At 63.4% G+C, this 21,378-nt stretch carries 21 protein-coding genes; 8 read left to right on the top strand and 13 right to left on the bottom strand.

What is annotated here, in order from left to right:
• The first annotated feature begins 128 nt into the window (after nucleotides 1-128).
• The 3 genes from ACFOD4_RS20890 (at nucleotide 129) to ACFOD4_RS20880 (ending at nucleotide 2,018) form a co-directional block, all read left to right on the top strand.
• Nucleotides 129-584: a cupin domain-containing protein gene (locus ACFOD4_RS20890; protein WP_379599617.1), complete on the top strand. Its 456-nt coding sequence runs from the start codon at nucleotides 129-131 to the stop codon at nucleotides 582-584.
• Between the two features lie 40 nt (nucleotides 585-624).
• Nucleotides 625-1,068: a DoxX family protein gene (locus ACFOD4_RS20885; RefSeq protein ID WP_379599615.1), complete on the top strand. Its 444-nt coding sequence runs from the start codon at nucleotides 625-627 to the stop codon at nucleotides 1,066-1,068.
• Nucleotides 1,069-1,580: 512 nt separating this feature from the next.
• Entirely contained in the window at nucleotides 1,581-2,018 is a 438-nt protein-coding gene (locus ACFOD4_RS20880) for a bleomycin resistance protein (protein ID WP_379599614.1), read from the top strand.
• A 26-nt stretch (nucleotides 2,019-2,044) separates the two neighbouring features.
• Here ACFOD4_RS20880 and ACFOD4_RS20875 read toward each other — a convergent pair whose 3' ends face one another.
• A complete protein-coding gene (locus tag ACFOD4_RS20875; protein WP_379599612.1) occupies nucleotides 2,045-2,233 on the bottom strand; it encodes a hypothetical protein in 189 nt (62 codons plus the stop codon).
• Between ACFOD4_RS20875 and ACFOD4_RS20870 the strand changes: the two genes are divergently transcribed.
• A complete protein-coding gene (locus tag ACFOD4_RS20870; RefSeq protein WP_379599611.1) occupies nucleotides 2,232-3,059 on the top strand; it encodes a hypothetical protein in 828 nt (275 codons plus the stop codon). The genes ACFOD4_RS20875 and ACFOD4_RS20870 overlap by 2 nt on opposite strands.
• Before the next feature lie 916 nt (nucleotides 3,060-3,975).
• On the opposite strand, the gene ACFOD4_RS20865 is transcribed toward ACFOD4_RS20870, so the two are convergent.
• Nucleotides 3,976-5,412 (bottom strand): calcium-binding protein, encoded by a 1,437-nt coding sequence (locus ACFOD4_RS20865; protein ID WP_379599609.1) that lies wholly within the window; start codon nucleotides 5,410-5,412, stop codon nucleotides 3,976-3,978.
• 328 nt (nucleotides 5,413-5,740) lie between these two features.
• Here ACFOD4_RS20865 and ACFOD4_RS20860 point away from each other — a divergent pair, with 328 nt between their 5' ends.
• Nucleotides 5,741-6,292, top strand: a complete 552-nt coding sequence (locus ACFOD4_RS20860) for a hypothetical protein (protein ID WP_379599607.1) — start codon at nucleotides 5,741-5,743, stop codon at nucleotides 6,290-6,292.
• 44 nt (nucleotides 6,293-6,336) lie between these two features.
• Here ACFOD4_RS20860 and ACFOD4_RS20855 read toward each other — a convergent pair whose 3' ends face one another.
• The 9 genes from ACFOD4_RS20855 to ACFOD4_RS20815 form a co-directional block, all read right to left on the bottom strand.
• The gene (locus ACFOD4_RS20855; protein WP_379599605.1) at nucleotides 6,337-7,170 is read right to left on the bottom strand and encodes a hypothetical protein; all 834 of its coding nucleotides are present in this window, start codon (nucleotides 7,168-7,170) and stop codon (nucleotides 6,337-6,339) included.
• Nucleotides 7,171-7,173: 3 nt separating this feature from the next.
• Nucleotides 7,174-8,514, bottom strand: a complete 1,341-nt coding sequence (locus ACFOD4_RS20850; protein WP_379599603.1) for an HlyD family type I secretion periplasmic adaptor subunit — start codon at nucleotides 8,512-8,514, stop codon at nucleotides 7,174-7,176.
• Nucleotides 8,511-10,292 carry a type I secretion system permease/ATPase gene (locus tag ACFOD4_RS20845; protein WP_379599601.1) on the bottom strand — a complete coding sequence of 594 codons (1,782 nt, stop codon included), beginning with the start codon at nucleotides 10,290-10,292 and terminating at the stop codon, nucleotides 8,511-8,513. The genes ACFOD4_RS20850 and ACFOD4_RS20845 overlap by 4 nt, the downstream gene beginning before the upstream one ends.
• A gap of 97 nt (nucleotides 10,293-10,389) precedes the next feature.
• Nucleotides 10,390-10,677, bottom strand: coding sequence for a hypothetical protein (locus ACFOD4_RS20840; protein ID WP_379599599.1), 288 nt, complete (start codon nucleotides 10,675-10,677; stop codon nucleotides 10,390-10,392).
• Nucleotides 10,678-11,102: 425 nt separating this feature from the next.
• The gene (locus ACFOD4_RS20835) at nucleotides 11,103-11,807 is read right to left on the bottom strand and encodes an anti-sigma factor (RefSeq protein ID WP_379599597.1); all 705 of its coding nucleotides are present in this window, start codon (nucleotides 11,805-11,807) and stop codon (nucleotides 11,103-11,105) included.
• Entirely contained in the window at nucleotides 11,804-12,346 is a 543-nt protein-coding gene (locus ACFOD4_RS20830; RefSeq protein WP_379599595.1) for a sigma-70 family RNA polymerase sigma factor, read from the bottom strand. The genes ACFOD4_RS20835 and ACFOD4_RS20830 overlap by 4 nt, the downstream gene beginning before the upstream one ends.
• A gap of 179 nt (nucleotides 12,347-12,525) precedes the next feature.
• Nucleotides 12,526-13,230, bottom strand: a complete 705-nt coding sequence (locus ACFOD4_RS20825; RefSeq protein WP_379599593.1) for a DUF4394 domain-containing protein — start codon at nucleotides 13,228-13,230, stop codon at nucleotides 12,526-12,528.
• 495 nt (nucleotides 13,231-13,725) lie between these two features.
• Nucleotides 13,726-13,941, bottom strand: a complete 216-nt coding sequence (locus ACFOD4_RS20820) for a PAS domain-containing protein (protein WP_379599591.1) — start codon at nucleotides 13,939-13,941, stop codon at nucleotides 13,726-13,728.
• A 657-nt stretch (nucleotides 13,942-14,598) separates the two neighbouring features.
• The gene (locus ACFOD4_RS20815; protein ID WP_379599589.1) at nucleotides 14,599-15,330 is read right to left on the bottom strand and encodes an SDR family oxidoreductase; all 732 of its coding nucleotides are present in this window, start codon (nucleotides 15,328-15,330) and stop codon (nucleotides 14,599-14,601) included.
• Nucleotides 15,331-15,434: 104 nt separating this feature from the next.
• Between ACFOD4_RS20815 and ACFOD4_RS20810 the strand changes: the two genes are divergently transcribed.
• Nucleotides 15,435-16,322: an AraC family transcriptional regulator gene (locus ACFOD4_RS20810; protein ID WP_379599587.1), complete on the top strand. Its 888-nt coding sequence runs from the start codon at nucleotides 15,435-15,437 to the stop codon at nucleotides 16,320-16,322.
• Between the two features lie 436 nt (nucleotides 16,323-16,758).
• Here the strand turns inward: ACFOD4_RS20810 and ACFOD4_RS20805 are convergent, their stop codons facing one another.
• On the bottom strand, nucleotides 16,759-17,568 hold the full coding sequence (locus ACFOD4_RS20805) for a helix-turn-helix domain-containing protein (RefSeq protein ID WP_379599585.1): 810 nt from the start codon (nucleotides 17,566-17,568) through the stop codon (nucleotides 16,759-16,761).
• A gap of 132 nt (nucleotides 17,569-17,700) precedes the next feature.
• Between ACFOD4_RS20805 and ACFOD4_RS20800 the strand changes: the two genes are divergently transcribed.
• Together ACFOD4_RS20800 and ACFOD4_RS20795 are read left to right on the top strand one after the other, a co-directional pair.
• Nucleotides 17,701-18,096, top strand: a complete 396-nt coding sequence (locus ACFOD4_RS20800; protein WP_379599583.1) for a hypothetical protein — start codon at nucleotides 17,701-17,703, stop codon at nucleotides 18,094-18,096.
• Between the two features lie 152 nt (nucleotides 18,097-18,248).
• Entirely contained in the window at nucleotides 18,249-18,464 is a 216-nt protein-coding gene (locus ACFOD4_RS20795) for a DUF1330 domain-containing protein (RefSeq protein ID WP_379599581.1), read from the top strand.
• 466 nt (nucleotides 18,465-18,930) lie between these two features.
• Here ACFOD4_RS20795 and ACFOD4_RS20790 read toward each other — a convergent pair whose 3' ends face one another.
• Nucleotides 18,931-20,616, bottom strand: coding sequence for a Calx-beta domain-containing protein (locus ACFOD4_RS20790; protein ID WP_379599579.1), 1,686 nt, complete (start codon nucleotides 20,614-20,616; stop codon nucleotides 18,931-18,933).
• Nucleotides 20,617-21,378 lie beyond the last annotated feature (762 nt).

Below are 21,378 nucleotides of genomic sequence, written 5' to 3'. Positions count from 1 at the left end.
CGGCGGCGAGGTGCGTGAGCTGTCCCTGGTGCCGCTGGGTGAGGCGCGGCTCGGCCAGACCAGTCTCGAGGATTGGCTCCGACGCCGCGCGGCCGCGGCCTGAACCAGCGAGAAGCGAGGAGCCATCCATGAAGACCTTGTTACGCACCCTGCTGCTTGCCACCCTGCCACTGCAGGCCGCGGCGGCGCATGACCATCAGCTGGCCTCCGCGCCGGTGCCGCAGATCGCGCAGAGTTCCGGCGTGACGGTGACGCTGGTGTACCAGCACGAGTTGCCTGGCCTGCCGAACAAGAGCATCAAGGGCGTGCTGGTGGAGTATGCGCCCGGCGGTGCGAACCCCGCCCACACGCATGCCCGCTCGGCCCTGATCTACGCCACCGTGCTGCAGGGCGCCGTGCTGAACCAGCTCAATGGTGGTGCTTTGCGGACCTTCACCGAAGGCCAGAACTTCACCGAGCTGCCGGGTGACCGCCACGATGTGAGCGCCAATGCCAGCCAGACCGAACCTGCCAAGCTGCTCGCCGTCTTTGTGGTGGATACGGACGACATCGCGCTCACCACGCCGATCGCCAAGGAACAATAAGGCCCTTCTTACAACCCATGCTCCGAAAGGATCGTGAGCCGTGACCAACTTCGCTGCCGACCGGATGCGTGACGAGGTGATCCTCGCCGCCCGCATCCTCCTGATCGTGCTGTTCCTGGTGTTTGGCTGGAGCAAGCTGATCGGCTACTCCGCAACCGTTGCCTACATGGCGCAGGTGGGCGCGCCCATGCCGTCCCTGGCGGCCCTTGTCGCACTGGTTGTCGAGGTCTTCGTGGCCCTGGCCATCGGCCTGGGACTTTGGGTGCGACCACTGGCGTTGCTCATGGTGCTCTACACCCTGGGCACCGGGCTGATCGGGCACCCGTTCTGGGCAACAGAGGGCGCGGTCCGGTACAATGATGCGGTGAACTTCTACAAGAACCTCAGCATCATAGGTGGCTTTCTGCTGCTCTATGTCACCGGCGCGGGGCGGTACGCGCTCGACAGCTGGATGCGCCGGACAGGGCTGCCGATCGCCCGCTGATCCTGCGGGAGCAGCGCCCGAGACAAGCCTGTTTCCAGCCATCCAGAAAGCCGCTGCATGCATCCTGCCTGCCGCGGCCTTCGCTCTGATGCTTACTTCCTTATCGGAAAGGCGGAGAACAACCTCGCCAGCTCGACGCATCGTCAATCGAGACCAGCCTTGCGACCGCTTAGGCCATGGCAGGCAAGCATAGGGCAGGGTCAGTGCAAGGGTGTCACCCGAATGCTAACCGCCCGGTGGTTTCCTCCGGCCGGGCGGTGTTTTAGCGGGCTCACTCTACACCGCCCGGAGGCTGGTGGCGATCCGATGAAGATCTGTTCTCGCTTAAGGTGCTTGCTGCGCCGCCGTAGTGAGATCCTTGCAGCTGAGGCGGAGTAAAATGCTCGATGAACGGCAGCAAACGTTTGTAGGCTGGGACTGAATGCCTGTCGGGCACGGTCGCGATGGGTAAGAAGCCGGTGAAAACACAAGGCATAAGCGTAGCGGTAAACGGCGCAGGTAGAAGATGCGATATGCCCGCCACTCCTTCTCTCGTCCCTGAGCTTGATGTTTTCGATCTAGACCACTCGCTGTCCGTCTATATTGATGTGTTGGGCTTCAGGTGTCACGTAAGTCGCCCTGAAGAGCGCTTCGCTTACCTGATCCGCGAAGGGGTTCACCTCATGCTGGAAGAGGCTGCTGGACCAGGTAGACGCTTCCGAACCGCCCCCCTCGAGTATCCCTTCGGCCGAGGGATCAACCTGCAGATCGAGGTATCCGATGTTGACACTCTGTACGCGAGTGTCCAGCAGGCGAGTTTGATGGTCGTTATCCCGCTTGAAGAGCGTTGGTATCGACAAGATCAGACTGAGGCAGGCAGCCGGCAGTTCGTCATGGCTGATCCAGATGGCTACCTGCTTCGCTTCTTCAGCGACCTGGGTTGGCGTCCCGTCGAAGGCGGCACAGGATGACGCACCTCACCAGCACAGGACCGGTATCAAGGTATACTGCTGCCGTAGTGCAGGCTGAACTTCGCTAGATCCAGGTCATAATCCGCTGCGCCGGTCGTCGAGTTCCTGGAGGCATGCTCGAACTCGCACCGCGACAGCTGGCACATCGGCTCAGCGATGGCAGGGCCGATCTCTCGTGGCACGTGGGAATAGGCTTCGGCAACGAAGCTGGACATGGATTTTCCCCATCGGCTTTCCCTGGAACGACGTCGCCCGTTGTTGGATCGGCTATCTTCATCAGCAAGCCATTCTAGTCCACCGCCTGATCCGGCCATCGTCGTGCCTATTCCCGGCTATCGACCATTTTGCAATGGAACTGCGGTCGAGCGTGAAGCCTGTGCAGATCAAGCCATTCTCCTGGCCGGCGTTGAGAAGATCATATCTTGGTTCGCCGGCCCCTGCGTCGCTCAAGGCATCCACGCGGGTCTGATGCTGCCTGTCATTCTCTTGTGGTCGCCGATCGAGAAAAAACATATAATTCCGGGTACGAAACGGCATATAGACGCAGTGCATTCCCATACAGGGAGTTCTGCCATGAAACTCAGTAGATGCCTGCAGGCTGCACTCATCGTTCTAACCACCGGCTTGGAGCTTCCGGCGCGTGCGGAAACCGCCACGGAGGTCATCAATGGGGCTACCTGTATCTCATATCCGCCCTACGACACCACGTCGGCCGTCCCCTACCAGCACTGGCTCTATGTCTTCAGGGAGCTTGCCTTCTGTCATATCACCATGCCGCCCGGCTGGTCGGTCGACGATCTTTCCTATGTCCTCTTCAATGCTTCGCTGTCTAGCGGCACCCTGACGGCACGCCTATGCGTGCATTCAGGAACCTTCACCGTCACCTGTGGCGCTCCACGCACCCTTTCTGGGGGCGCAACCTTGCAATGGGTACAGCCGCCTGTGGTGCCGAGCTCTGCGTCAGGAGCATTCGTGCAGCTCCAGTTCCCGGGGGGAACCGTATCATCCGTTCGGCAGCTAGTGCCAGTCTGGATAAGGTAGATTAGCGAAAGCGTCCTGGAGGTGCTGCGATGCCCATGTCATGCGAGCGGCCAGTCTGGTTCTTCGGCACAGGTTTGACAGCCCTGATGCTTCTCTCCTGTGCGCCGGCCCAGGACTGGCCAGCGAACCTTTCCCCAGAGCAATACCGCACAGCCTTGGAGAGCCGCAGCCAGGAGGAAGTCCGCTTCCTGGATAGCCTGGCGCGGGAAGTCCAGAACGAACAGCGGAATGATGCCTGGGCCCGTGCACAAGAAGCAACGCTGCGCACATCATATGCTGCCGACTCCCGCCTGCCGCGGGACAGCTTGCGGACCATCGACTGCAGAAGTTCGAAGTGCCAAATAGAATTGCAGACCCCCTTCCCACGTCAGCCATCCACGACAGCTGAGCAGTACCACGCCGTCAACAGCTGGATCTCCACACAGCAGCCTTGCGGCTACACCTTGTCAGCAGCGCTCCCTTCAACCGCACCCACGGGAACGACCCGGATCTTTCTGGACTGCAGCCGCCGATAACATCCAGAAGCATTCGGACACCTCGAAGTACCCGTTGCAGTGCAGCTTCTGTGAGCAGGATCATGCCTCAGGCCGTGTCGCATCCTGCTGATGGGACCGGATGATCGGATCGGGGCAGCCGATGCCGCTCTTTGTTGGAGTTGCGACTTATGCGGGGGTAACTCGGAATCGAGAAGCAAGAAGATCGCGGCGTGCTGCTGAAGGATGAGCCTCTATTGGAAAAGGGACATCTCCTACCGAAATGCTTGGCTTAATGGCGTTACGCTGTCAAAGGAGCGGCAACGAGTGCAGCTTCGTAGTCCTGGCTCAAGCGAGTGCGCTGATCGTGAAACTTCGGCTCCTGCTTATAGAGACAGCGCTTGGAGAATGTCGACCGGGCTTGATGCCCGGCCGTTCTCCATTTAGGCGACAAAGAAGTCGCTGGCAGAAAGATCCGCCGGCTTGGTCGTCAGCGTCGCGAAGACCATAGTCTCACTGCCACAAGCGCCATACCCGTTGAAGAACAGGTCACCCGTATCCGTGTCGTAGATGATCCGGGCGTTGTCTTCACCAGCGGTCCCTGAGACAGCAAAGGCGTCCTCCGCCAGCTGGCCCACGGGCAACCCGGCATAAACACTGATATCGAGCTGGATCTTGTCTTCACCGACGCTGAAGTCGACAATGCTGTCGGAGCTGCCCGTGAGCCCGAGCGGCGCGCTGAGTGCGAAGGTATCGGCACCGACACCGCCGAGCAGGGAGTCGTTGCCAGTGCCGCCGTTGAGCAGATCGTTGCCAGCGCCCCCAACCAGGAAATCATCGCCCTTGCCACCAGTGATGATGTCATCACCCATGCCGGCGTTGATGTAGTAGCTCTTGGCCAAGGCGGACACGTCAATCGTGTCGGACTCCGAGGTGCCGAGACGCACAACATCGAACTGGTCGCCGCGCTCGGTTCCGGAAACTAGATCGCGGACGTCGAAGGTGAGGCCCTTCTTAGCCGCCTCGAAAGTGATGCCTTCATCATCGAATCGGCTTACCGACCCCTTCAACTCGCCATTGTTGCCCTCTGCCTGGAGGCGGACAGCTAAGCCGCCGTCTTGATTTGCCAGAGCGTTGCCATCGTTCGCACTGCCATTGCCCACCTCGGCGCTGGTAAAGGTCAGCCGGACCTGGCCAGCAGCATCGGCACCCACGCTCACCACATCGCCGCCAGGGCCAAGATCGGCTATATCGGCGCCGTCACGAGAGACATTGAAGAGCGCCACGTCGTCACCCGCACCGCCCAGCAGGGAATCGTTGCCGGGCCCGCCCTTCAGCGTGTCATTGCCCGCGCCGCCAACCAGGAAATCATCGCTCTTGCCGCCGGTGATGACATCATCGCTCATGCCGCCATTGATGTAAGAGGAGAGCGGCGAGCCGGATTGATCGAAGTGGTCGCTCTTCTCCGTGCCGAGACTGACGACATTGAACTGATCGCCCCGCTCGGTCCCAGCGACGAGATCACGCACGTCGAAGGTGACACCCGGATTCAAGGATTTGAAGGTGATGCCCTCGTCGTCGAAGCGGTGCACGGGGCCGATAAGATCGCCGTTGCTGCCCTCCTTCTGAAGCCGCACTGCCAGGCCGCCATCCTGGTTGGCCATGGTGTTCGAGTCACGCGCATTGCCATTGCCGACCTCGGCGCTCGTAAAGGTCACCCGAGCCTGCCCTGCCTGCTCGCCGTAGACCAGCACAGTATCCCTGCCGGCGCCGAGATCCTTTTCAACGGGCCCGTTCCTGGAAAGATGGAGGAAGGTAAAGTCGTTCTCGGGGCTGAGCCATTCCTTGATGGCGTCGGGACTGAACTTCTTCCAGTTCATGGCGTGTTGTGCCTCCGCAGCGGGGTTTCCCCGTCAAGACGGGCCAGGATGACCCGTCACTATTCCCTACGGAGGGAACAACAAGATGGACGCCGGACAACACGAAAAAGTCATTCAATGTGGTGTCCTTTTCATCGTGTATCCACCAGCGTCAAGTTCCAACCAATTGCACCGGGAAATTTTGGCCTACCGTGACAAGTAGATCGGGTTTGATGCATCTGCGAAGGGCTGCGCCCCGTAGATGAATTGGCGAAGACGTCCCGGGGCCAACACCGGGGCAAGGTGGAAGTCGCCAGAAGTTTGACCTCTCCAGAATGGAACGCCAGCGATGCTCAAAGCCCCCACGGTTGCAGATTTGTTGCTAATGCCCAGCTTGCGCACCCTATCTCCGCGCGGCATCCAGTCCGCACTGGAGCAGTTCATGCGCGGCTATAGCTTCGAGCTCTTTGCGCGGATGGCCGATCTCCTAACCACGCAGGACCCAGATTACGCGCTGATCCTTCGCGATTGCGGAGCCGAGGCTATATCCGAGGTCCAAGAAGAAAGGGGACAGCATCAAGGGATCTACCGGTTCCTGTATCAGGACGAGGTCATTGGCTTTGTGCGGATGCGACTGCAGGCAGATCAGAGACGCCCTGAGCCAAGCGCCTCAACCAAGCTCGTTTCCATCCATGTTGATGCCGTTCTCGCGTGCATGCTGGCGCAACGCATTTCCCACTCCCTGGCCGTTGTCGAGGACCGTCCGGCCCGTGCCATCAATGCCCCCGTGGACGATTTTCTCGCCGGCGATTGCGAGCCAGATTTCACCGGGTCCATCAACAGTATCCCCGATGCATCGCTCCGCAAGCTGCTCGACCTGGATCTTCTGTCCTGGCGGTGACAGGCACGGAGCAGCAACAGTGCATTGTCTGAAGCGCAGCCCGTTCAGCCGCATCCGTCCTGCAATTGACGCCGCTCCACTGCCGTCAGCCTCTCTCCCAGCTGCACGCGGACAATGACGGCACGGCAGTTTGCCAAGCCACGTCCCTTGGCAGAGGCTACTTGGCGGGCAACCGCCTTCAGTGTCGGGCTGCCGTTGCGCGCCGTGGCCTGTGCTTGGCTCCGTACCGCCGGCTGAGAACCGTCGCCGTCCCGTGCTTCGGCATTTCTTGCCGGGGACGCGTCCTCGGTTCGTGCTACGGACGCCGCGGCGGGCGCCTTCTGCGCCGGTGGCTCTGCTGCCTGCACGATGCGGTCAGGTCCGACCGGAGCAAGCCGATGGACCTCGAGGCGATAGGTTTGCACGCCCGGCGCGAAGGCAGGCTGTTGCAGGGGCGCGGCGACCGGCTCGGGCGTGTCTGCCTCCGGTGAAGCAGTGCCAAGCGGCTCGGGCATCAGCATCCCTGGCATCTCTGTTATCAGCGCCACCTGGGGATACCGGCCTGGCGGCGATGGTGGAAGACCGGGGCCATCTTTCTCCAGACCATTCATGCTCAGCAACGCTGCGACAGTCGCCACTAAAGCTGTGCCTCCGGCCGCCCAGATTGTCATTATTCTCGGGCGCCGCTGCTGGCGAAACCACCCGCTGGCGGGCGTATCGGCCTCGCCCGGCAGCTTCGCTTCGACCTTGGTGCCGGCGCCAGTCCTGGCGGGCGTCAACACGTCCGGAACGGTTTCGCCCCGGGACGGGCGGCGCCTGCGAAAGGCGGGCAGCGCATCCTGCTCGTCGACGAGGTCGATGATAGACGCCCGCCGAATGCTAGGTTCGCGATCCGCCATGCGTCACTCCTCCCGGAAGGCACGCCCGAGCCGGTCGCGCAAAGGTCCGACCAGGTAGTCCAGGGCACTGCGCGGCTCCGTGGCGATGGTGACCTGGGCAGGCATGCCCGGTTGCAGCCGGAGCCGGCGCAAGGTGTCCACGGTGTGCGGGTCGCTGGCATCGGTTCGCAGCTCGACCGCATAATAGGCCTCGCCGGTCCGATCCTCCGTCAGCCGGTCGGCGGAGATGGTCGTCGCGTAGCCCCGAAGCACCGGGTCGCGCATTTCCGAGATGCCGGACAGCCGGATCTCGGCTGCCATGCCGGATGCGACGCGGCTCTTGTCCTCCGGCCGCAGACGCGCCTGGAACAATAGCGGCGCCCCCAGCGGCACGATGTCGAGCAGCGCCGCGCCGGGCGCGATGACCCCGCCCTCGGTGAAGACGCTGAGGCCAACCACCTCGCCGTTCGCCGGCGCCATGATCGTGGTTCGCGCCAGCGCATCCCGCGCGCTGCGAAGCCTCGGCAGGACCTCTGCGATGCGGTCGCCGGTGTCGCGCAGGGCATCTGATACTTCCGTCAGACGCTGCTGACGCAGTTGCAGGATGCGCAGTTCCGCCTCGCCGATCGAGGCGCGAGCCCTGGCCATGTCGGCCACCACCCGCCCCCGATCGGCATCCAGCGCGGCGGCGCTGCGATCCAGCGCCAGTACGCGTGTGCGCGGAACCAGCCTCTGCCGCAGCAGGTCCCGCAAGCCTTCCACCTCGTCGGCGATGAGCCGGCGCTGGCGGTCGATGCCATCCAACTCGGCCAGCCCGCCGGCGAGTTGCTCGCGCAGCTGCACCATCTGCTGCCCGATCACGGCGACCGAGCTTTCCAGCTGACGGCGCCGCTCCACCAGGAGCGCGGCCTGCGCAGCGATCAGGGAAGCCGGCGCCAGCCCGCCAGGCCGTGCCACAAGTTCGGCATCGTCCAGCACCAGATCCTGGGTGCCTTCGCGCTCGGCCACCAGCCGGGCCTGCGTCACGGCCAGGGCATTGTACTGCGCCTCCAGCACGTCAACCTGGGCCCGGGTGGCGGTGCCATCCAGGCGCAGCAGCGGGTCTCCCGTCGCGACCCTGTCGCCATTGCGCACAAGGATCTCGCGAATGATGCCGCCCTCCTGATGCTGCACCGTCTTGCGGTTGCCATCAACCGCGACAGAGGCTGGGGCCACTGCCGCGCCGCTTAGCGGCGCCAGGGCTGCCCAGCCACCGGCGACGGCGAAGAACAACACCATCACCACCGTGCCGAAGACGATGGAGCCGCGCGCATCGGAATGTGGGCGGGCCGCTTGGCCGTGCAGCAGCCCGTCAGTTCCACTCATGGCGCACCTCCCGCCGACTGGTCCCGCTTTTCTTCCCCGATTTCCGCCTCCTTGTGGTCGACGGGACGCACCGCCTGCCGCCGAAGGGCGTCGATCACCTCCGCACGGCGGCCGGTCATGCTCACCGCTCCGTCCTCCAGCACCAGGAGGTCGTCCACTGCGCCGATGATGTTCGGACGATGCGCGATCACCACGAAGGTGACGCCCTGCTCCTTCAGGGCGATGAGGGCCTGCCGCAAGGCCATCTCGCCCTCCGCGTCGAGCGCGGCGTTGGGTTCATCCAGCACGACGAGGCTGGGCAGGCCGACCAACGCGCGGGCCAACCCGATCCGCTGCCGCTGCCCACCGGAGAGCACGGCGCCACCAGGCCCGACCGGCGTGTCGTAGCCCTGCGGCAGGTCCAGGATCATGTCGTGCACGTCGGCATGCAGTGCGGCGGCGACAACTTCCTCATCCGAGGCCTGGCCGAAGCGGGCGATGTTGTCGCGCACCGTGCCGGCAAACAGGCCGACCTCCTGCGGCAGGTAGCCGACATGGCGCCCCAGCGCCTGCCGGTCCCATTGCCGGAGATCGACGCCACCCAGCTTCACACGCCCTTCGCCTGGCGCCAGTGCGCCGATCAGCATGCGGGCCAGGGTCGATTTCCCCGCAGCACTGGGGCCGATGATGCCCAGCGCCTGCCCGCCTGCGACGGAGAAGGACACGTCGCGCAGTACCCGACGCCCGCCGGGGCCGGACAAGTGATAGGTGAGCTTCTCCACCGCAAGCCGCCCGTCGGGGCGCGGCAGGGACATGCGCGGCTTCTGCGCCGGCATCTCGGCGAAGACGCCACGCAGCCTGCGCCAGCTGTCCCAGGCGGCGCTGATCTGGCGGCCAGCACCCACTGCCTGCTCGACCGGCGCCAGGGCGCGCCCCATCAGGATGACACCAGCGAAGATCACGGCTGGCTCGACGGCACGCTCGATGGCAAGCCAGGCGCCAACGCCCAGCATCAGGCTCTGCAAGGACAGGCGCAGGAAGCGCGTCGCGGCGGAGAAGGCGGCATGGCGGTCGCTGGCTTCGGCCTGACCGCCGATCATGCCCCAGCGGTCATCCTGCCAGCGTGCGACAAGGCCGGGCAGCATGCCCATAGCCACAGCCGGCTCGGAACCCCGCAGCACCTCCCCGGCAAAGGCGTAGGAGCGGCTGGCCGCCTCGGTGGCGTGGCGCATCGGCCGACGGATGGCGAACTCGCTGAGGATGGCAAGCAGCAGCAGCAGCAGTGCGCCCGCTGTCGCCACTACGCCCAGAACGGGATGGATCAGCGCCAGAATGATGAGGTAGATCGGCGTCCAGGGGGCATCGAACAGCGTCTGCACCCCGGCGCCCGTCATGACCTGTCGTAGCTGATCGAGATCGCGTAGCGCCTCGCCGCGTTTCTCTCCGCCACCGGATTCCCGCCGCGTGCCTCGCGCGGCCAGCGTCGCCAGCAAGCGCGCCGCCAGCATCTGGTCCATGCGGATGCCAGCGCGGACGAGGATCCTGGCTCGCACGGCATCGAGCAGCGCCATGACCAGGAGGGCGAGCAGCAGCACAAGGGTCAGGAGAAGAAGTGTCGCCTCGCTGCGCCCGGGCAACGCGCGGCCATAGACCTGCATCAGGTAGATAGGTGATGCTAGGTAGAGGAGGTTGATGGCGCCACTGAAGACGGCGGCGGCGATGAAGTAGGGCATGCACGCGCGGCGCAGGCCTGGATCGTTCTGCGGCTCCAGGGCCGAGGCGGCATCGGGTTGGGGCATGACGTGCTCCCGCTGATGAAGCTTCCTCGTCCGGTGTCGCACGAGGCACAAAGGCGCGGCAGCCAACTGGCCGCCGCGCTGATCAGCGAGCGGGCGCTTAGTGGTAGTCGTTGCCCCAATCGCCATGGCCACCGCCATAGCCACCGCCCTTGGAGCCGATCAGGGTCAGCGAGGTCTCGTTACCCGACAGCAAGCTGTTGCCGTTCAGGAAGCTGTTGCCTGAAAGGAAATCGGTGTCGTTGTAGGAGTCGTTCACGCTGTGGTCGTTATGGGAATCATTGACGCTGTTGTCGTCCTTGCTGACGTTCCAATCGCCACCCTTGCCACCGTGGTCATTGCCGCCGTGGTCATTGCCGCCGTGGCCCTTGCCGAACAGTCCAAGCATTGGGTTTCTCCTTGGTTCTGCCTCCGGAAGGAGGCCTTTGGTGGGGAGAACACAGCCTGAAGAACTCAGGCCGATGCTAGCGGGAGCGAGGAGTCATGGACGCCCTCGATTTCGGACCCGCCACCCAACTTACGAGCGGTGCGCGCCAACGGATGCGGTGCTCGCATCCGTGTGAACAGAAAAGCCGAAGTATGATGCTGGCATAAATCGTTCCTGCATCCTGCAATGACTGTGCAACCAAAGTACGTTAACGCGCAGGTTGGACATCAACATAGATGATGCAGTCTTGCTAACCGAGCGATGGAAACGACTGCGCGGCGAGGTTTGACGTATCCAAGGGGAGCGAACAGCACCACCGGCGCCTCCGGCGCCGGGGCCTTATGGCAAGGCCATGAAACCCCGGTCGCGTTGCAGCCGCGCTGCTCTCAGGAGCCGCTGACGGGCGATAGCCGGCCGATAAAAAGGACCGGCCCGGTGGGCCTGCCGGTGGTGGATCCGCCAGGCGGCTCCAGCGTGATCTCCACCAGCATGCCGGCCGACGGAGTGATGCCACCCGGCGTGACGCTAAACTGGCCACTAGGCGGGATAAGACCGAGCGAGGTCGGAGCCGTCGCCCCCTGCGGAAGGGCCCAAAGCTGCAGCACCCGTGACGGATCAACCGGACGGGGGTTGAGAGCCGCAAGTTGCAACGCACCGCCTCGTGCCTCCACTAGCCAGGCAGGCTGGTCACGCTCGCTGAGCAGCACCGTGGTCAAGCGTTCCGGCGCGGGACGCATCCAGAGGAAGGCGGCCAGGCCAGCGGCCAGTGCGGTGCTTCCAAAGGCCCACCCACGCCACAGTCCAGGTCGGACGAACGGCTTCCGCGCCGCGACGATGGGCGTTACGATCGCGCCAACTCGGCGTTCGGCCAAGCTGCGCTCGATGCGCGACCACAACTCAGGCGGCACGCTCTCCACCGTGGGCATCATGTTGAGCGCCGCAAGACGGTGCTGCCAGCGCTGTACCGCTTCGCGCAACCGCGGATCGCCCGCCAGAGCGGCTTCGATCTGCATCACTTCGCGCGCCTCCAAGGTGCCGAGGACGTACTCGGCGGCGAACAGGTCCATGTCCTCTTCATCACGGGGCATCATGCCAGGCACTCCCGCAGCCGAAGCAGACTTCGACGGATCATCGACTTCACCGTGCCCAGCGGCGCTTTGAGCCGCGTCCCGATCTGCGGATGCGACAGGCCGTGGACGAAGGCCAGCAGGATGGCACCCCTGGGCTGCTCGTCCAGTTGTTCAAGGCAGTCCCGCAGGCGTTGCCCATCCTCGTTCTCGGTGATGCGTTCGAGGGCGCGGGGCTCCAGCAGTGCATCGCCGAGGTTGGGATCATCGGAAAGTGTTTCGCGCCCGCGCGCCCTGGCTCGGTCCAGTGCCGCGTTGCGCACGATGCCGGTCATCCACGCCGCGGCCGCGCCACGTTCGGCATCGAACTGCCGCGCACGCTCGGCAATCTTGATGAAGGCGTCGTGCAATGCATCCGCCGCAGCCTCCCGATCGCGCAGGATGGAGATCGCCACACCCATCATCTTCCCGGCTTGGCGCTGGTAAATGATCTTGAGGGCTGGAGAATCACCACGCGCGACCGACAGCATCAACTCCTCCAGTGTGTCATGATCGTCAGCCATGCGCCCTCCCCACTCCCGCGTCAGCAATGCGCGGGACCGCAGCAAAAGCCACGGCCAACACAAGTTTGGCAAGTCGCAATCAAAGAAAAGGCTGCTGTCGATGAAAACCTCGCGCTTCTTCTGAGCCCCTGGGCTGGCTCAATGCTGCTGCTGGTTTGTCGGCCGCACACCCTTGTGGCTTAGCGCATGGCCGCGATATCGATGATCTCGGTATCGTGCAGCTGGGCAATCGGCTTGGCCTCGCTCAGGCCGCCCGTCTGAAGATCCACGCTGTGCAGCGTGCCGAGCTTCAAGAGGATCCCCTGGTTCCGGCCATCGGCGTGCGGCACGATGTCGAAGGCGATGCCTGGAGGCAGCGAGCCCAGCATGTGCCTGACCTGCTGCACCCCGTCATTCGGAGGGGCCTGCAGGTTCAGCTGCCCGAGGCTTGCATCAATCGTGTAGAGCTCGGTCGATGCGGGCTTCCCAACGCTGTTCGTGTAGGCGCCTGCCGTGATGCGAGGCGTGGTTTCACCCAATGGACCCGCAGCGTACTTCAAGCTTCCATCTTGCGTCACGGCGCCGGTGTCAGGATGCACGCGGAAGTTGGTGCCATTCATTCCCATCAGGCGCAGGCGGTCGGCGGCGGGGTTGAAGTCAACCACCGCGCGCCCGCCGCTGCTGAACGGCATCGACAGGCGGCTGACTTCCTGCGCACGCCCGGTCTGTGGATCGATGGTGACGATCTGTCCACGATCGGTGACGCCGTAGAGCTTGCCGTCGGCCGGCCGCTGGTCGATGCCCAGCAAGGTTCCGTTCAGCCCTTGGATCGCCATCGGGCTTCGCGCGCGGCTCGCCTCGGCATCGATGACCATGATACGGTTGTCATTGGTCAAGCCGAGCAATGTGGCGGCTTCAACCGGCGAAAGCGTTGCCCAGAGTGCCACAGTTCCCGCAACGAGCGGTTCTAGTCGACCGATACCCATGAGGACCTCCTTCAAGGCGTAGAGGCATGTTCGCCGTCTAATAAACTATACGGGCTGGAATGCCGATCGGATGCAGCCTCCAAGAAATTCTTCCAGCGGAGGCATGCTAAGCTCAGGACCTGTTAATCCGTCTCTTTCGCTTCCATCATGCTTTGATTCCGTCGCTGCCGGAGGTGCATCCATGGCTGACGCGTTCTGGCTCACGAGAACGAAGGTCGAGCGGATCGCCGCGGGTCAACGGCTCGTGAGTTGTTGGCGGCATTATCCACGTCGTTTCCAACGGACTTTGCTGGCATGACGCGCCTGCCGAGTGTGGCTCACACGATACGCTGAACAGCCGCTTCATCGCTGGGAGCCACATGGGCGGGTTCAACCGCGTCTTCGCCGCGCTGCCGGGCGCAAGGGCCAGCCTGATCAAACAGGGGCTGTTGACGCCGCACCAAGCGCGGCCTGCCGGTGGAGGCGTTCGACGGCCGCGTCCCGCTCGCGTTCGGCCAGCACGCGCTCCGTGGTTTCAAGCGTGACATTCATCAGACCCGCCACATCGCCCTGTTCGTTCCGCACCGGAGAGTAGGAGAAGCTCCACCAGATGTCCTCAGCATAGCCATGCCGGGTCATCAGCAGGGGCATGTCACGGTACGTCGCGATGGTCCCCTAGAAGGTGCGCTGTAGCAGGGGCGCGATCTTCGCCCGGACATCCGACCAGACCGCTGCGATGGGTGTACCCAGCGCTGCTGGATGACGGGTGCCCCGAATGGGCGCGTAGGCATCGTTATAGGGGAGGGTCCGGTCCGGCCCCCAAGCAAGGCACATGGGATGCCCCGGTGCGAGAACCATATCAACCGCGGTTCTCAGGCTCTGGGCTACATTGATCGCGGATCAAGCGATGTTGTCGACCAGTCATGCCGGTTCACCAGGATGGAGATGCTTTCGGTCTGGGGGGCCAAGCTTTCAGGTTCCGGCACGTCTTAGCCCCCGGCACGTCCAGCTCATGCGCAATTCACCATCAGTCAAAGTGAGGCTTGTCCGTATGGCTACCGGGATCTCTTCGTCTTGCGCTCCAGAGCGTCATGTCGAGGGTGCCTCTGAATGCCGGTCTTATCCGATTGAACAAAGCCATAGTCAGGCGCAGGGCAAGGGCCTCCTGGCTCTTTCCATAAAGGCGCTGGTTGTCGAAGTGGGCGAAGGCTGGTCGAAAATGGAACAGCTATTTTCAGGCAATCGGATGACCAGAGCAGACGTTTGTGATGGAGGCCGGTGCCGCATTTCTCGCTCCCTCGCCGCTCCTCATTCCTGTGCGGTAGGACGGATCACAATGCTGCCGACATCCACCTCCGGCGGCTGCTCAATCGCGAATGCGATGCCTCGCGCGACGGCGTTTGGCGGTATCGCGATGGTGGATACCCGCTCCTGCGCGGCCGCCTTCGCCGCATCATCGGTCATCGAGTCCACAAAATCGGTGGCAATCATGCCTGGCGACACCTCAGTCACCCGCAGATGGGGACCCGCCTCCTGCCGCAAGGCCTCTGTGATGGTCCGGACTGCGTTCTTGGTGGCGGCATAAACCCCCATCGTCGGCACGATCCGTAATCCCGCCGTTGAGACAACATTGACAATGTGGCCATAACCTTGCCGCTGGAACACAGGGAGCGCAGCGGCGATGCCGTAGAGGACGCCCTTGATGTTGACGTCAATCATCGCGTCCCAATCGTCGACCCTCAGCGCATCGAAGCGTGAGATCGGGCCAATGCCTGCATTGTTGACGAGAACGTCGAGGCGGCCGTAGCGGTCGCAGGCCAGCCCGACCAGGGCGGCCAGATCCGCACGTCGCGTGACATCGGCCTGCCGGTGGACGGCGGTTCCGCCTGCGTCCTCGATCTCCCTGGCCACGGCCGCCAACTGCGCTTCCCGTCGCCCGCCCAGCACGAGCCTGGCGCCCCGAGCGGCGAGCAGCCGCGCACTGGCCCGTCCGATGCCGCTGCCAGCTCCGGTGATCACCACAACCTTCTCGATGTTCATGGCTGCCTCCTTTTGTCGGTGAGAAGGTATGGATTGGCTGCCGGATGATCTATGCTCGAGGCGCCATGGTTTTGTCGTCTGCGTCCAGGAGTGCCGGTGATCCCTTGTCCGACGTGCTGGCCACGCTCGGCGCACGAAGCGTTCGCCGCACGCGGCTGGAAGCCGCGGGAGACTGGGCGCTCACCTTTCCGACACGGGCGCGGCTGAAGTTCGTGGCGGTGCTGCGCGGGGATTGCTGGATGCTGGTGGCAGGGCAGCCGCCACTGGGACTTTCGGCGGGTGACACCTTCCTGCTCGGCAACACCGCCTACACGGTGACGAGCCGCCCGGATGTCGAAGCTGTCGACGGCACGCCCCTGTTCACTGCTTCGGACCAGGACGTGGTTCACCTGGGCGGCGCCGAGACCATCTTAGTCGGCGGCGGGATTGCCTTCGCCAACGACGACGCCGCGTTCCTGCTGGATGCGCTGCCCCGTTTCATGCACATCGCCAGGCAGGCGCCCTCTGCCGCCGCGGTGGTGAGAACCTTGGGCTTGCTGGAAGCGGAGACGGAGCGGCCCGGACCGGGCAGCGGGCTCATCATGGCACGGCTGGCCGAGATCCTGCTGGTGGAGGCGATCCGCGCCTATGTCGCCGACCATGGGGAGGAGAGCCGGGGCTGGATCGGCGCCCTGGCCGACCGCCGGACCGGCGGGGCGCTCCGCCTCCTGCACGGCGACATCGCCCATCCCTGGACTGTCGAGGAACTGGCCGTGCGGGTCGGCATGTCGCGCTCGGCCTTTGCCGCCCTGTTCACCAGGCGGGTCGGCCGCCCGCCGCTGGACTATCTGACATACTGGCGCATGACGCTGGCGCGCCGCCTGCTGGAGCAGGGCGCGATGGATGTCGCAGGCGTCGCCGCCCGCGTTGGCTACACGTCCCAGAGTGCCTTCGGCCACGCCTACAAGCGCGTGATTGGTCATTCTCCACGGCGAAGGACGTGGAAGGTCTGATCCCGAACTGCTGGATGATCCAGCCTCACGTCCAACCGAACGACGGGTCGGCTTCTGGGATGCTGAGCGGGGTCGAGCCGTGACTGATAGGGGCGCGAAGCAGCAGATCCATCGCCACACAGGTCAGGGGCTGCCGTGACGCTGATCGTCAGCGGGCGGTAACGTAAGGCACTTACTCGAAGCTGCACGGGATGCCTTGGTTTGTCAGGCGCATGACGATCGGCTTATCAGGCGCACCAGAGCTATGAAATTATGAGGTATAACGATGTAGTACGAACCGTTTTTTCTACGCCAATTATTTAACAAAGATTCTATTTAACCTTACCTAATGCCTAGCGCCTGTTGACAACTCCGAAGCAGAAGGTGGTTGCTATGCCCTCATCTCATGTAGGTATCAGGCGAACCTTCCTGACATACATCTGTGATCGGAGTTCACTTACTGCAACGTTTCAGTCAGCCTCGCCATCGCTATGGCGGTCATGTCATCGGCTGGGAAGAAGGTCTCAATCGTCACCTCGGCGAGGGTAACATCCACTGCCGTGCCGAACACCGTCGTGGTGCTGAGGAAGCTGAGCGGTCCTTCAGCCCCTGCCAGCCTCAGCGGCACAGCGATGGTGGCCTCCTCAAGTGGTGGAGCGCGGGTTCCGCGGGCCTGGGGCGGTATGGGATAGGTCTTCAGCTCCTCCAGCAGCCGCAGCAGCACTGCATCCGCGCTGGTTTGCACCTCGTGCGTCAGCCGTGCCAGCAGGTGGGCGCGCCATTCGGTGAAGTTCAGTATGCGCGGCGCCAGCCCGTTCGGAGCCAGGCTGAGGCGCAGCACATTGACGGGTGGCTGCATCAGCGACCCTGACAACCCGCTCAGCAGAGCGAAGACGGCCTTATTGGCCGAGATCAGGTTCCAGTGACGGTCCACCGCCAGCGCCGGGTGCGGGTTATGGCCCTGCAGGATGCGCTCCATGGCCTGCCGTGCCGCTGACAGTTCCAGCGCCTGCCATGACCGCTCGTGGAAGAACGGTGCAAAACCCGCCGCCACCAGGATGGCGTTGCGCTCGCGCAGCGGCACGCGAAGCTGCTCTGTCAAATGCAGCACCATCGCCCGGCTGGGCATGGCGCGTCCGGCTTCAAGGCAACTCAGATGTCGCTGCGAGATCCCGGCCTCCAGCGCCAGAGCCATCTGGCTTAGCCGCCTTTGCTGCCGCCAGTGCCGCAGCAGGGTGCCGGCCGTCGGCCGCTCCTTGTTCATCATGGGCGGAGCCTAGCCGGCCTCTCCGAAGCCCGACAATGACCCGCGAGGTCATCGACCGGCTGTTGGGGCAGGGTCCAGCCTCGCCATACCGGCCCGCGTCCCGCGGCGCCGCAGATCTGCGAGGACCGTGTCATGCGCCACCTGACTTCCCGCCTGTCCCTGCGCGCCCTGTTGAGCCTCGACGCGCTGAGTTGCGCTGCCATGGGCACCGCGCTGCTGGCCGCGCCTGTCCAGCTTGGCCGCTGGATGGCCCTGCCGCCTGCGCTGCTAAGAGAAGCCGGGCTGGCGCTGCTGCTGATTGCGGCCTTTGTGGCGTGGTTGGCCTCTCGGCCCACCGTTCCGCGCTGGGGCCTGAGCCTGGTGGTGGCGGGCAACGGTTTCTGGGCCATGGGAAGCGTGTTGCTGCCCATGCTGGGCTTGGTTTCGCCCAGCCTGCCGGGATGGCTGTTCCTGCTGGGGCAGGCCGGCGCAGTGGCCCTGCTGGCCTGGTTGGAAGCTGGGGCGCGGTCTGCTCCGGCGGTGGCCTGAACCGGAAAGGAGGATCGTGCCATGGCCTGCTACGCCATCGGCCTGTTGCACGACGTGCGGATGGGGCCAGACATCGTCGCCTACCTGGAGGGGATCGACGCCACGCTGGCACCTTTGGCGGCCGCTTTCTGATCCATGGCGGACCGCGCGAGGTGCTCGAAGGGCGCTGCGAACGCGACCTGATCGTCATCGCCTTTCCAGACCGGATGGCAGCCCGAGCCTGGTACGGCTCTGTTGCCTACCAGGCGCTGCTGCCGCTGCGGCGGCGTAACGCGCAGGGGGATGTGTTCCTGATCAACGAGGTCGAGGAGGGGCATTGTGCCCCAGACATCCTGCGAGCAGGGCAGGGGGCACCCGCCCAGGAGTAAGGTTGGCGATCCTTCGGCGGGGTCAACTGACACTGTGGAATCCGCCTGTTGCTGGTGAACTGGGTCGACACGCAGGCTGCCTGTTGGGATACCATGGCCGTCGATCCTGGCACCTGCAGGCCATGCCAGCCATGCCACAGTGCTCCCCTGTTGCTGAGCTTGGTGGCGGCGTCACAGCAAAGCCTGGCCGGAAATTTCCGGATGGTGCTGCGCTTCTCCGGCGGACGAAGGGCGCAGCACAGCGCTGCGTCTAGATGGTGGGACGACACGCTCCCTACCGAGAGCGGCGGACGGGCGGCGTGTGACAGCGCCAAGCGTAAGAAGAACTCCAAGCGGCACCTGACGCTCGAAACGTTGGGCCACTTGTTGGCCCTTCATGTCACGCCCACCAGTGCGGATGATCGCACTGCGGATCCACCGGTCGGGGCTTGATGAGTGCGGGAGGCCAAGACCTCCCGCGACACCATCAGGCGATCACCGTCTCCGGCACATAGAACGCCACGCCCTCGTAGGTATGTTGCGGCAAGGTTGCCATGACCTTGTCCCTCTCCGCCTCACTCGCCGTGAAGAAATGCGAGTCCAGATGGGTGTTGTAGAAACGGTAGACCTCATCAAGCCCGGCACCCGCCTTGGTGGACACGCGGAACGCCCCGCCTTCCTCCGTCCAGTTCGGCAGGGTCTCGTTGATAAATGCGCGCTCCTCAAGGCTCGCTGTGTAGAGATGGACGCCTGTGGACTTGTTGTAGAAGCGGAAGGCGATGGTCGCGTCCAGCACCTCATCGGCGAAAGCGTTGAAACCAATACCTTCCGGCGTCATCTGCGGAATCTGCGCTTTGATGCGCGCCATCTCATCGTCACTGCGCGTGTAGAAGTGCATTCCGGTATCGTTGTTGTAATACCGATAGACATCGATGCTCGTGTTGGGCAGCGGCTGCGGGTCTGGCAGGTTAGGCGGTGCGCGATCATTGTCGTAGATCGTCACGCTCGCCGCCGAACTGACGCCCTCGACCGTGTCTTGGATCAAGGTGTCGTTCCACCAGCGATGTTCGCCCCGGACCACGGTGGCCTTGATCTGCTGAGTGCCCTGATAGATGGAATCATTTGGGAGGTTGAGCGTGATCATCTTCGAGGTTTCGCCCCAAGAGAAGGACACCTCCACATCCGGCATGGCGCCGAAGCGAGACAACTCGGCCGGATTGTCGCCCATGCCTTCAAGCTTGATCCACGCCTTCGTGGTGCCTTGGAAGTCGGTCCTGCCGGTGCGGGTTACCTCGAAGGACAGGGTGCTGTGAACGCCCTCGGTGACCTCGACGCGCGGCACTCTCATGCCGAGGCTCGGCATGTTGTCGTTGTCCATGAAGTAGACTGGACCTTCCCATCTGCCGTCGCTTGTGTGACCCCCGTACATCATGTCAGGACCGATGACGCGGCTGACGTTCTCGCCCGGAACCAGCGCCCACGTCATGTAGTTATTCAAGGGAAGATACATGTCGTCGTCGCGTACGTCGATGGTCAGGAACTTGGCTGAGGTGTCACCGTCTTCCCAAACCACCTTGAAGGGATCGGCCGGATCGTAGCCCAGCTTCAAGGCGCCGAAATAGGCATCCTCCTCGTTGGTCGGCATGAAGAACACTTCACCCCGCCCGGTCTCGTGCTGCCGCTCGAACTTGAACCTGATCTGCTGACCTTCGAGCGCCGTGATGGTGGAGTCATCGAGCGTATTGGTTAGCAGGGTGGCGTAGACTCCGGGATGGTCATCCTCGGCGATGGAGATGCCGAAGTTCAGATTGTCGCCCCACCGGCCAGTGTAACCGGGAGAGGTGAAGTCGCCCTCGCTGGTGTTCATGCCGGGAATGACGTTGAGCCACTGCACGAAGCTCTCGTTGCGGACCACATCATCGTCGAACAAGTCGAGCATAATCGTTTTCGGCTGGGTGTCCCCGGCGTCGAACCGCACCCTGATGGGCTGGCTCAGATCGTGGTTGGTGATCAGCCCGAAGCCGTGCTGCATTGGCTCGGCGAACCGAATCTCGAACTCCTGTTCGAGCGTGAAGTCTTCGCGGAACACGTTCAGGGTGATCGTTTCCCCTTCCGTCCCCAAGACGACAGCATGGCGTGCGACATTGAATGCAGAAATGTGGATTTTCGACATCGGCTACCGTCAATCGGGTTTGACAGGATCGGCGGTGCCGACCGCTAAAGAAAACGGAAGCTAAGCTTTTTTTAACATCCGCGCTGATGACATTCCTGAGAGATGGGGGTGGTGAGCTGGTGAATATGTACGATTGCCAGATGAGCCTGGGTGCGTGTCGCAGGTCATGACTAAAGCATTGTCTAAGTTGGATCTTGGCGAGGTGATGATGGCGAGCGCTCGTGGAGCGATCAGCACGCGATGGCTCGGCAAGTAGGTTGGTGCCTAGGTCGGCAAGTTGGTGGACGGCATGAAGCAGATCTAGGGCCGGGCCGACGGTGCATATGGCCATATGGGAGCTTTAGACCGCGACGGCTGCCGAGAGCATGGTTGCGTTGTCCAGCCCGTTGCGGCCGACCTGGGGACGAGTTCGCGGCGTTGCTCGGGTACCGTTGCCTCGCGCGAGGCGTAAGAGAAACGCAAAAGCGGGATGGAACAGGGGATCTCTCAAGGCGTCTCGATCTAACCCGACGCAGGGTATGGAGGATGCGCTGGCTGCCCAGTTCGCCGCAGCACGTGTCTAGGTGGATGATGGAGACGTATGCGCCAACAACCGGCACCTGCCGGGCGACGAGGTCTGGCTGGTAGCGAGTGGCAGACAAGCGATAAACGGAATCACGACCTTAGCAATCTGGATCCTGGCACGTCACTACACGCCCTAACGGTCAGCATTAAAGCACGCTGGATCTGTGAGCAGGCACATCAGAAGCTCAAGCAAAAATT

This window comes from Teichococcus globiformis, from assembly GCF_042646265.1.
GTDB classification, from domain to species: Bacteria; Pseudomonadota; Alphaproteobacteria; order Acetobacterales; family Acetobacteraceae; genus Pseudoroseomonas; species Pseudoroseomonas globiformis.
Note: the sequence above shows the minus strand (reverse complement) of the source record. Positions and strands in the feature narration are given on the sequence as shown.

Bases quoted from the DNA above. Each gene is read 5' to 3' on its own strand.
- ACFOD4_RS20865 (WP_379599609.1), bottom strand. From the start codon at position 5,412: ATGAACTGGAAGAAGTTCAGTCCCGACGCCATCAAGGAATGGCTCAGC.
- ACFOD4_RS20880 (WP_379599614.1), top strand. From the start codon at position 1,581: ATGCCCGCCACTCCTTCTCTCGTCCCTGAGCTTGATGTTTTCGATCTA.
- ACFOD4_RS20790 (WP_379599579.1), bottom strand. From the start codon at position 20,616: ATGTCGAAAATCCACATTTCTGCATTCAATGTCGCACGCCATGCTGTC.
- ACFOD4_RS20890 (WP_379599617.1), top strand. From the start codon at position 129: ATGAAGACCTTGTTACGCACCCTGCTGCTTGCCACCCTGCCACTGCAG.
- ACFOD4_RS20820 (WP_379599591.1), bottom strand. From the start codon at position 13,941: ATGCCCCTGCTGATGACCCGGCATGGCTATGCTGAGGACATCTGGTGG.
- ACFOD4_RS20800 (WP_379599583.1), top strand. From the start codon at position 17,701: ATGCGCCACCTGACTTCCCGCCTGTCCCTGCGCGCCCTGTTGAGCCTC.
- ACFOD4_RS20815 (WP_379599589.1), bottom strand. From the start codon at position 15,330: ATGAACATCGAGAAGGTTGTGGTGATCACCGGAGCTGGCAGCGGCATC.
- ACFOD4_RS20860 (WP_379599607.1), top strand. From the start codon at position 5,741: ATGCTCAAAGCCCCCACGGTTGCAGATTTGTTGCTAATGCCCAGCTTG.
- ACFOD4_RS20835 (WP_379599597.1), bottom strand. From the start codon at position 11,807: ATGATGCCCCGTGATGAAGAGGACATGGACCTGTTCGCCGCCGAGTAC.
- ACFOD4_RS20875 (WP_379599612.1), bottom strand. From the start codon at position 2,233: ATGTCCAGCTTCGTTGCCGAAGCCTATTCCCACGTGCCACGAGAGATC.
- ACFOD4_RS20870 (WP_379599611.1), top strand. From the start codon at position 2,232: ATGGATTTTCCCCATCGGCTTTCCCTGGAACGACGTCGCCCGTTGTTG.
- ACFOD4_RS20855 (WP_379599605.1), bottom strand. From the start codon at position 7,170: ATGGCGGATCGCGAACCTAGCATTCGGCGGGCGTCTATCATCGACCTC.
- ACFOD4_RS20840 (WP_379599599.1), bottom strand. From the start codon at position 10,677: ATGCTTGGACTGTTCGGCAAGGGCCACGGCGGCAATGACCACGGCGGC.
- ACFOD4_RS20805 (WP_379599585.1), bottom strand. From the start codon at position 17,568: ATGATGAACAAGGAGCGGCCGACGGCCGGCACCCTGCTGCGGCACTGG.
- ACFOD4_RS20830 (WP_379599595.1), bottom strand. From the start codon at position 12,346: ATGGCTGACGATCATGACACACTGGAGGAGTTGATGCTGTCGGTCGCG.
- ACFOD4_RS20845 (WP_379599601.1), bottom strand. From the start codon at position 10,292: ATGCCCCAACCCGATGCCGCCTCGGCCCTGGAGCCGCAGAACGATCCA.
- ACFOD4_RS20850 (WP_379599603.1), bottom strand. From the start codon at position 8,514: ATGAGTGGAACTGACGGGCTGCTGCACGGCCAAGCGGCCCGCCCACAT.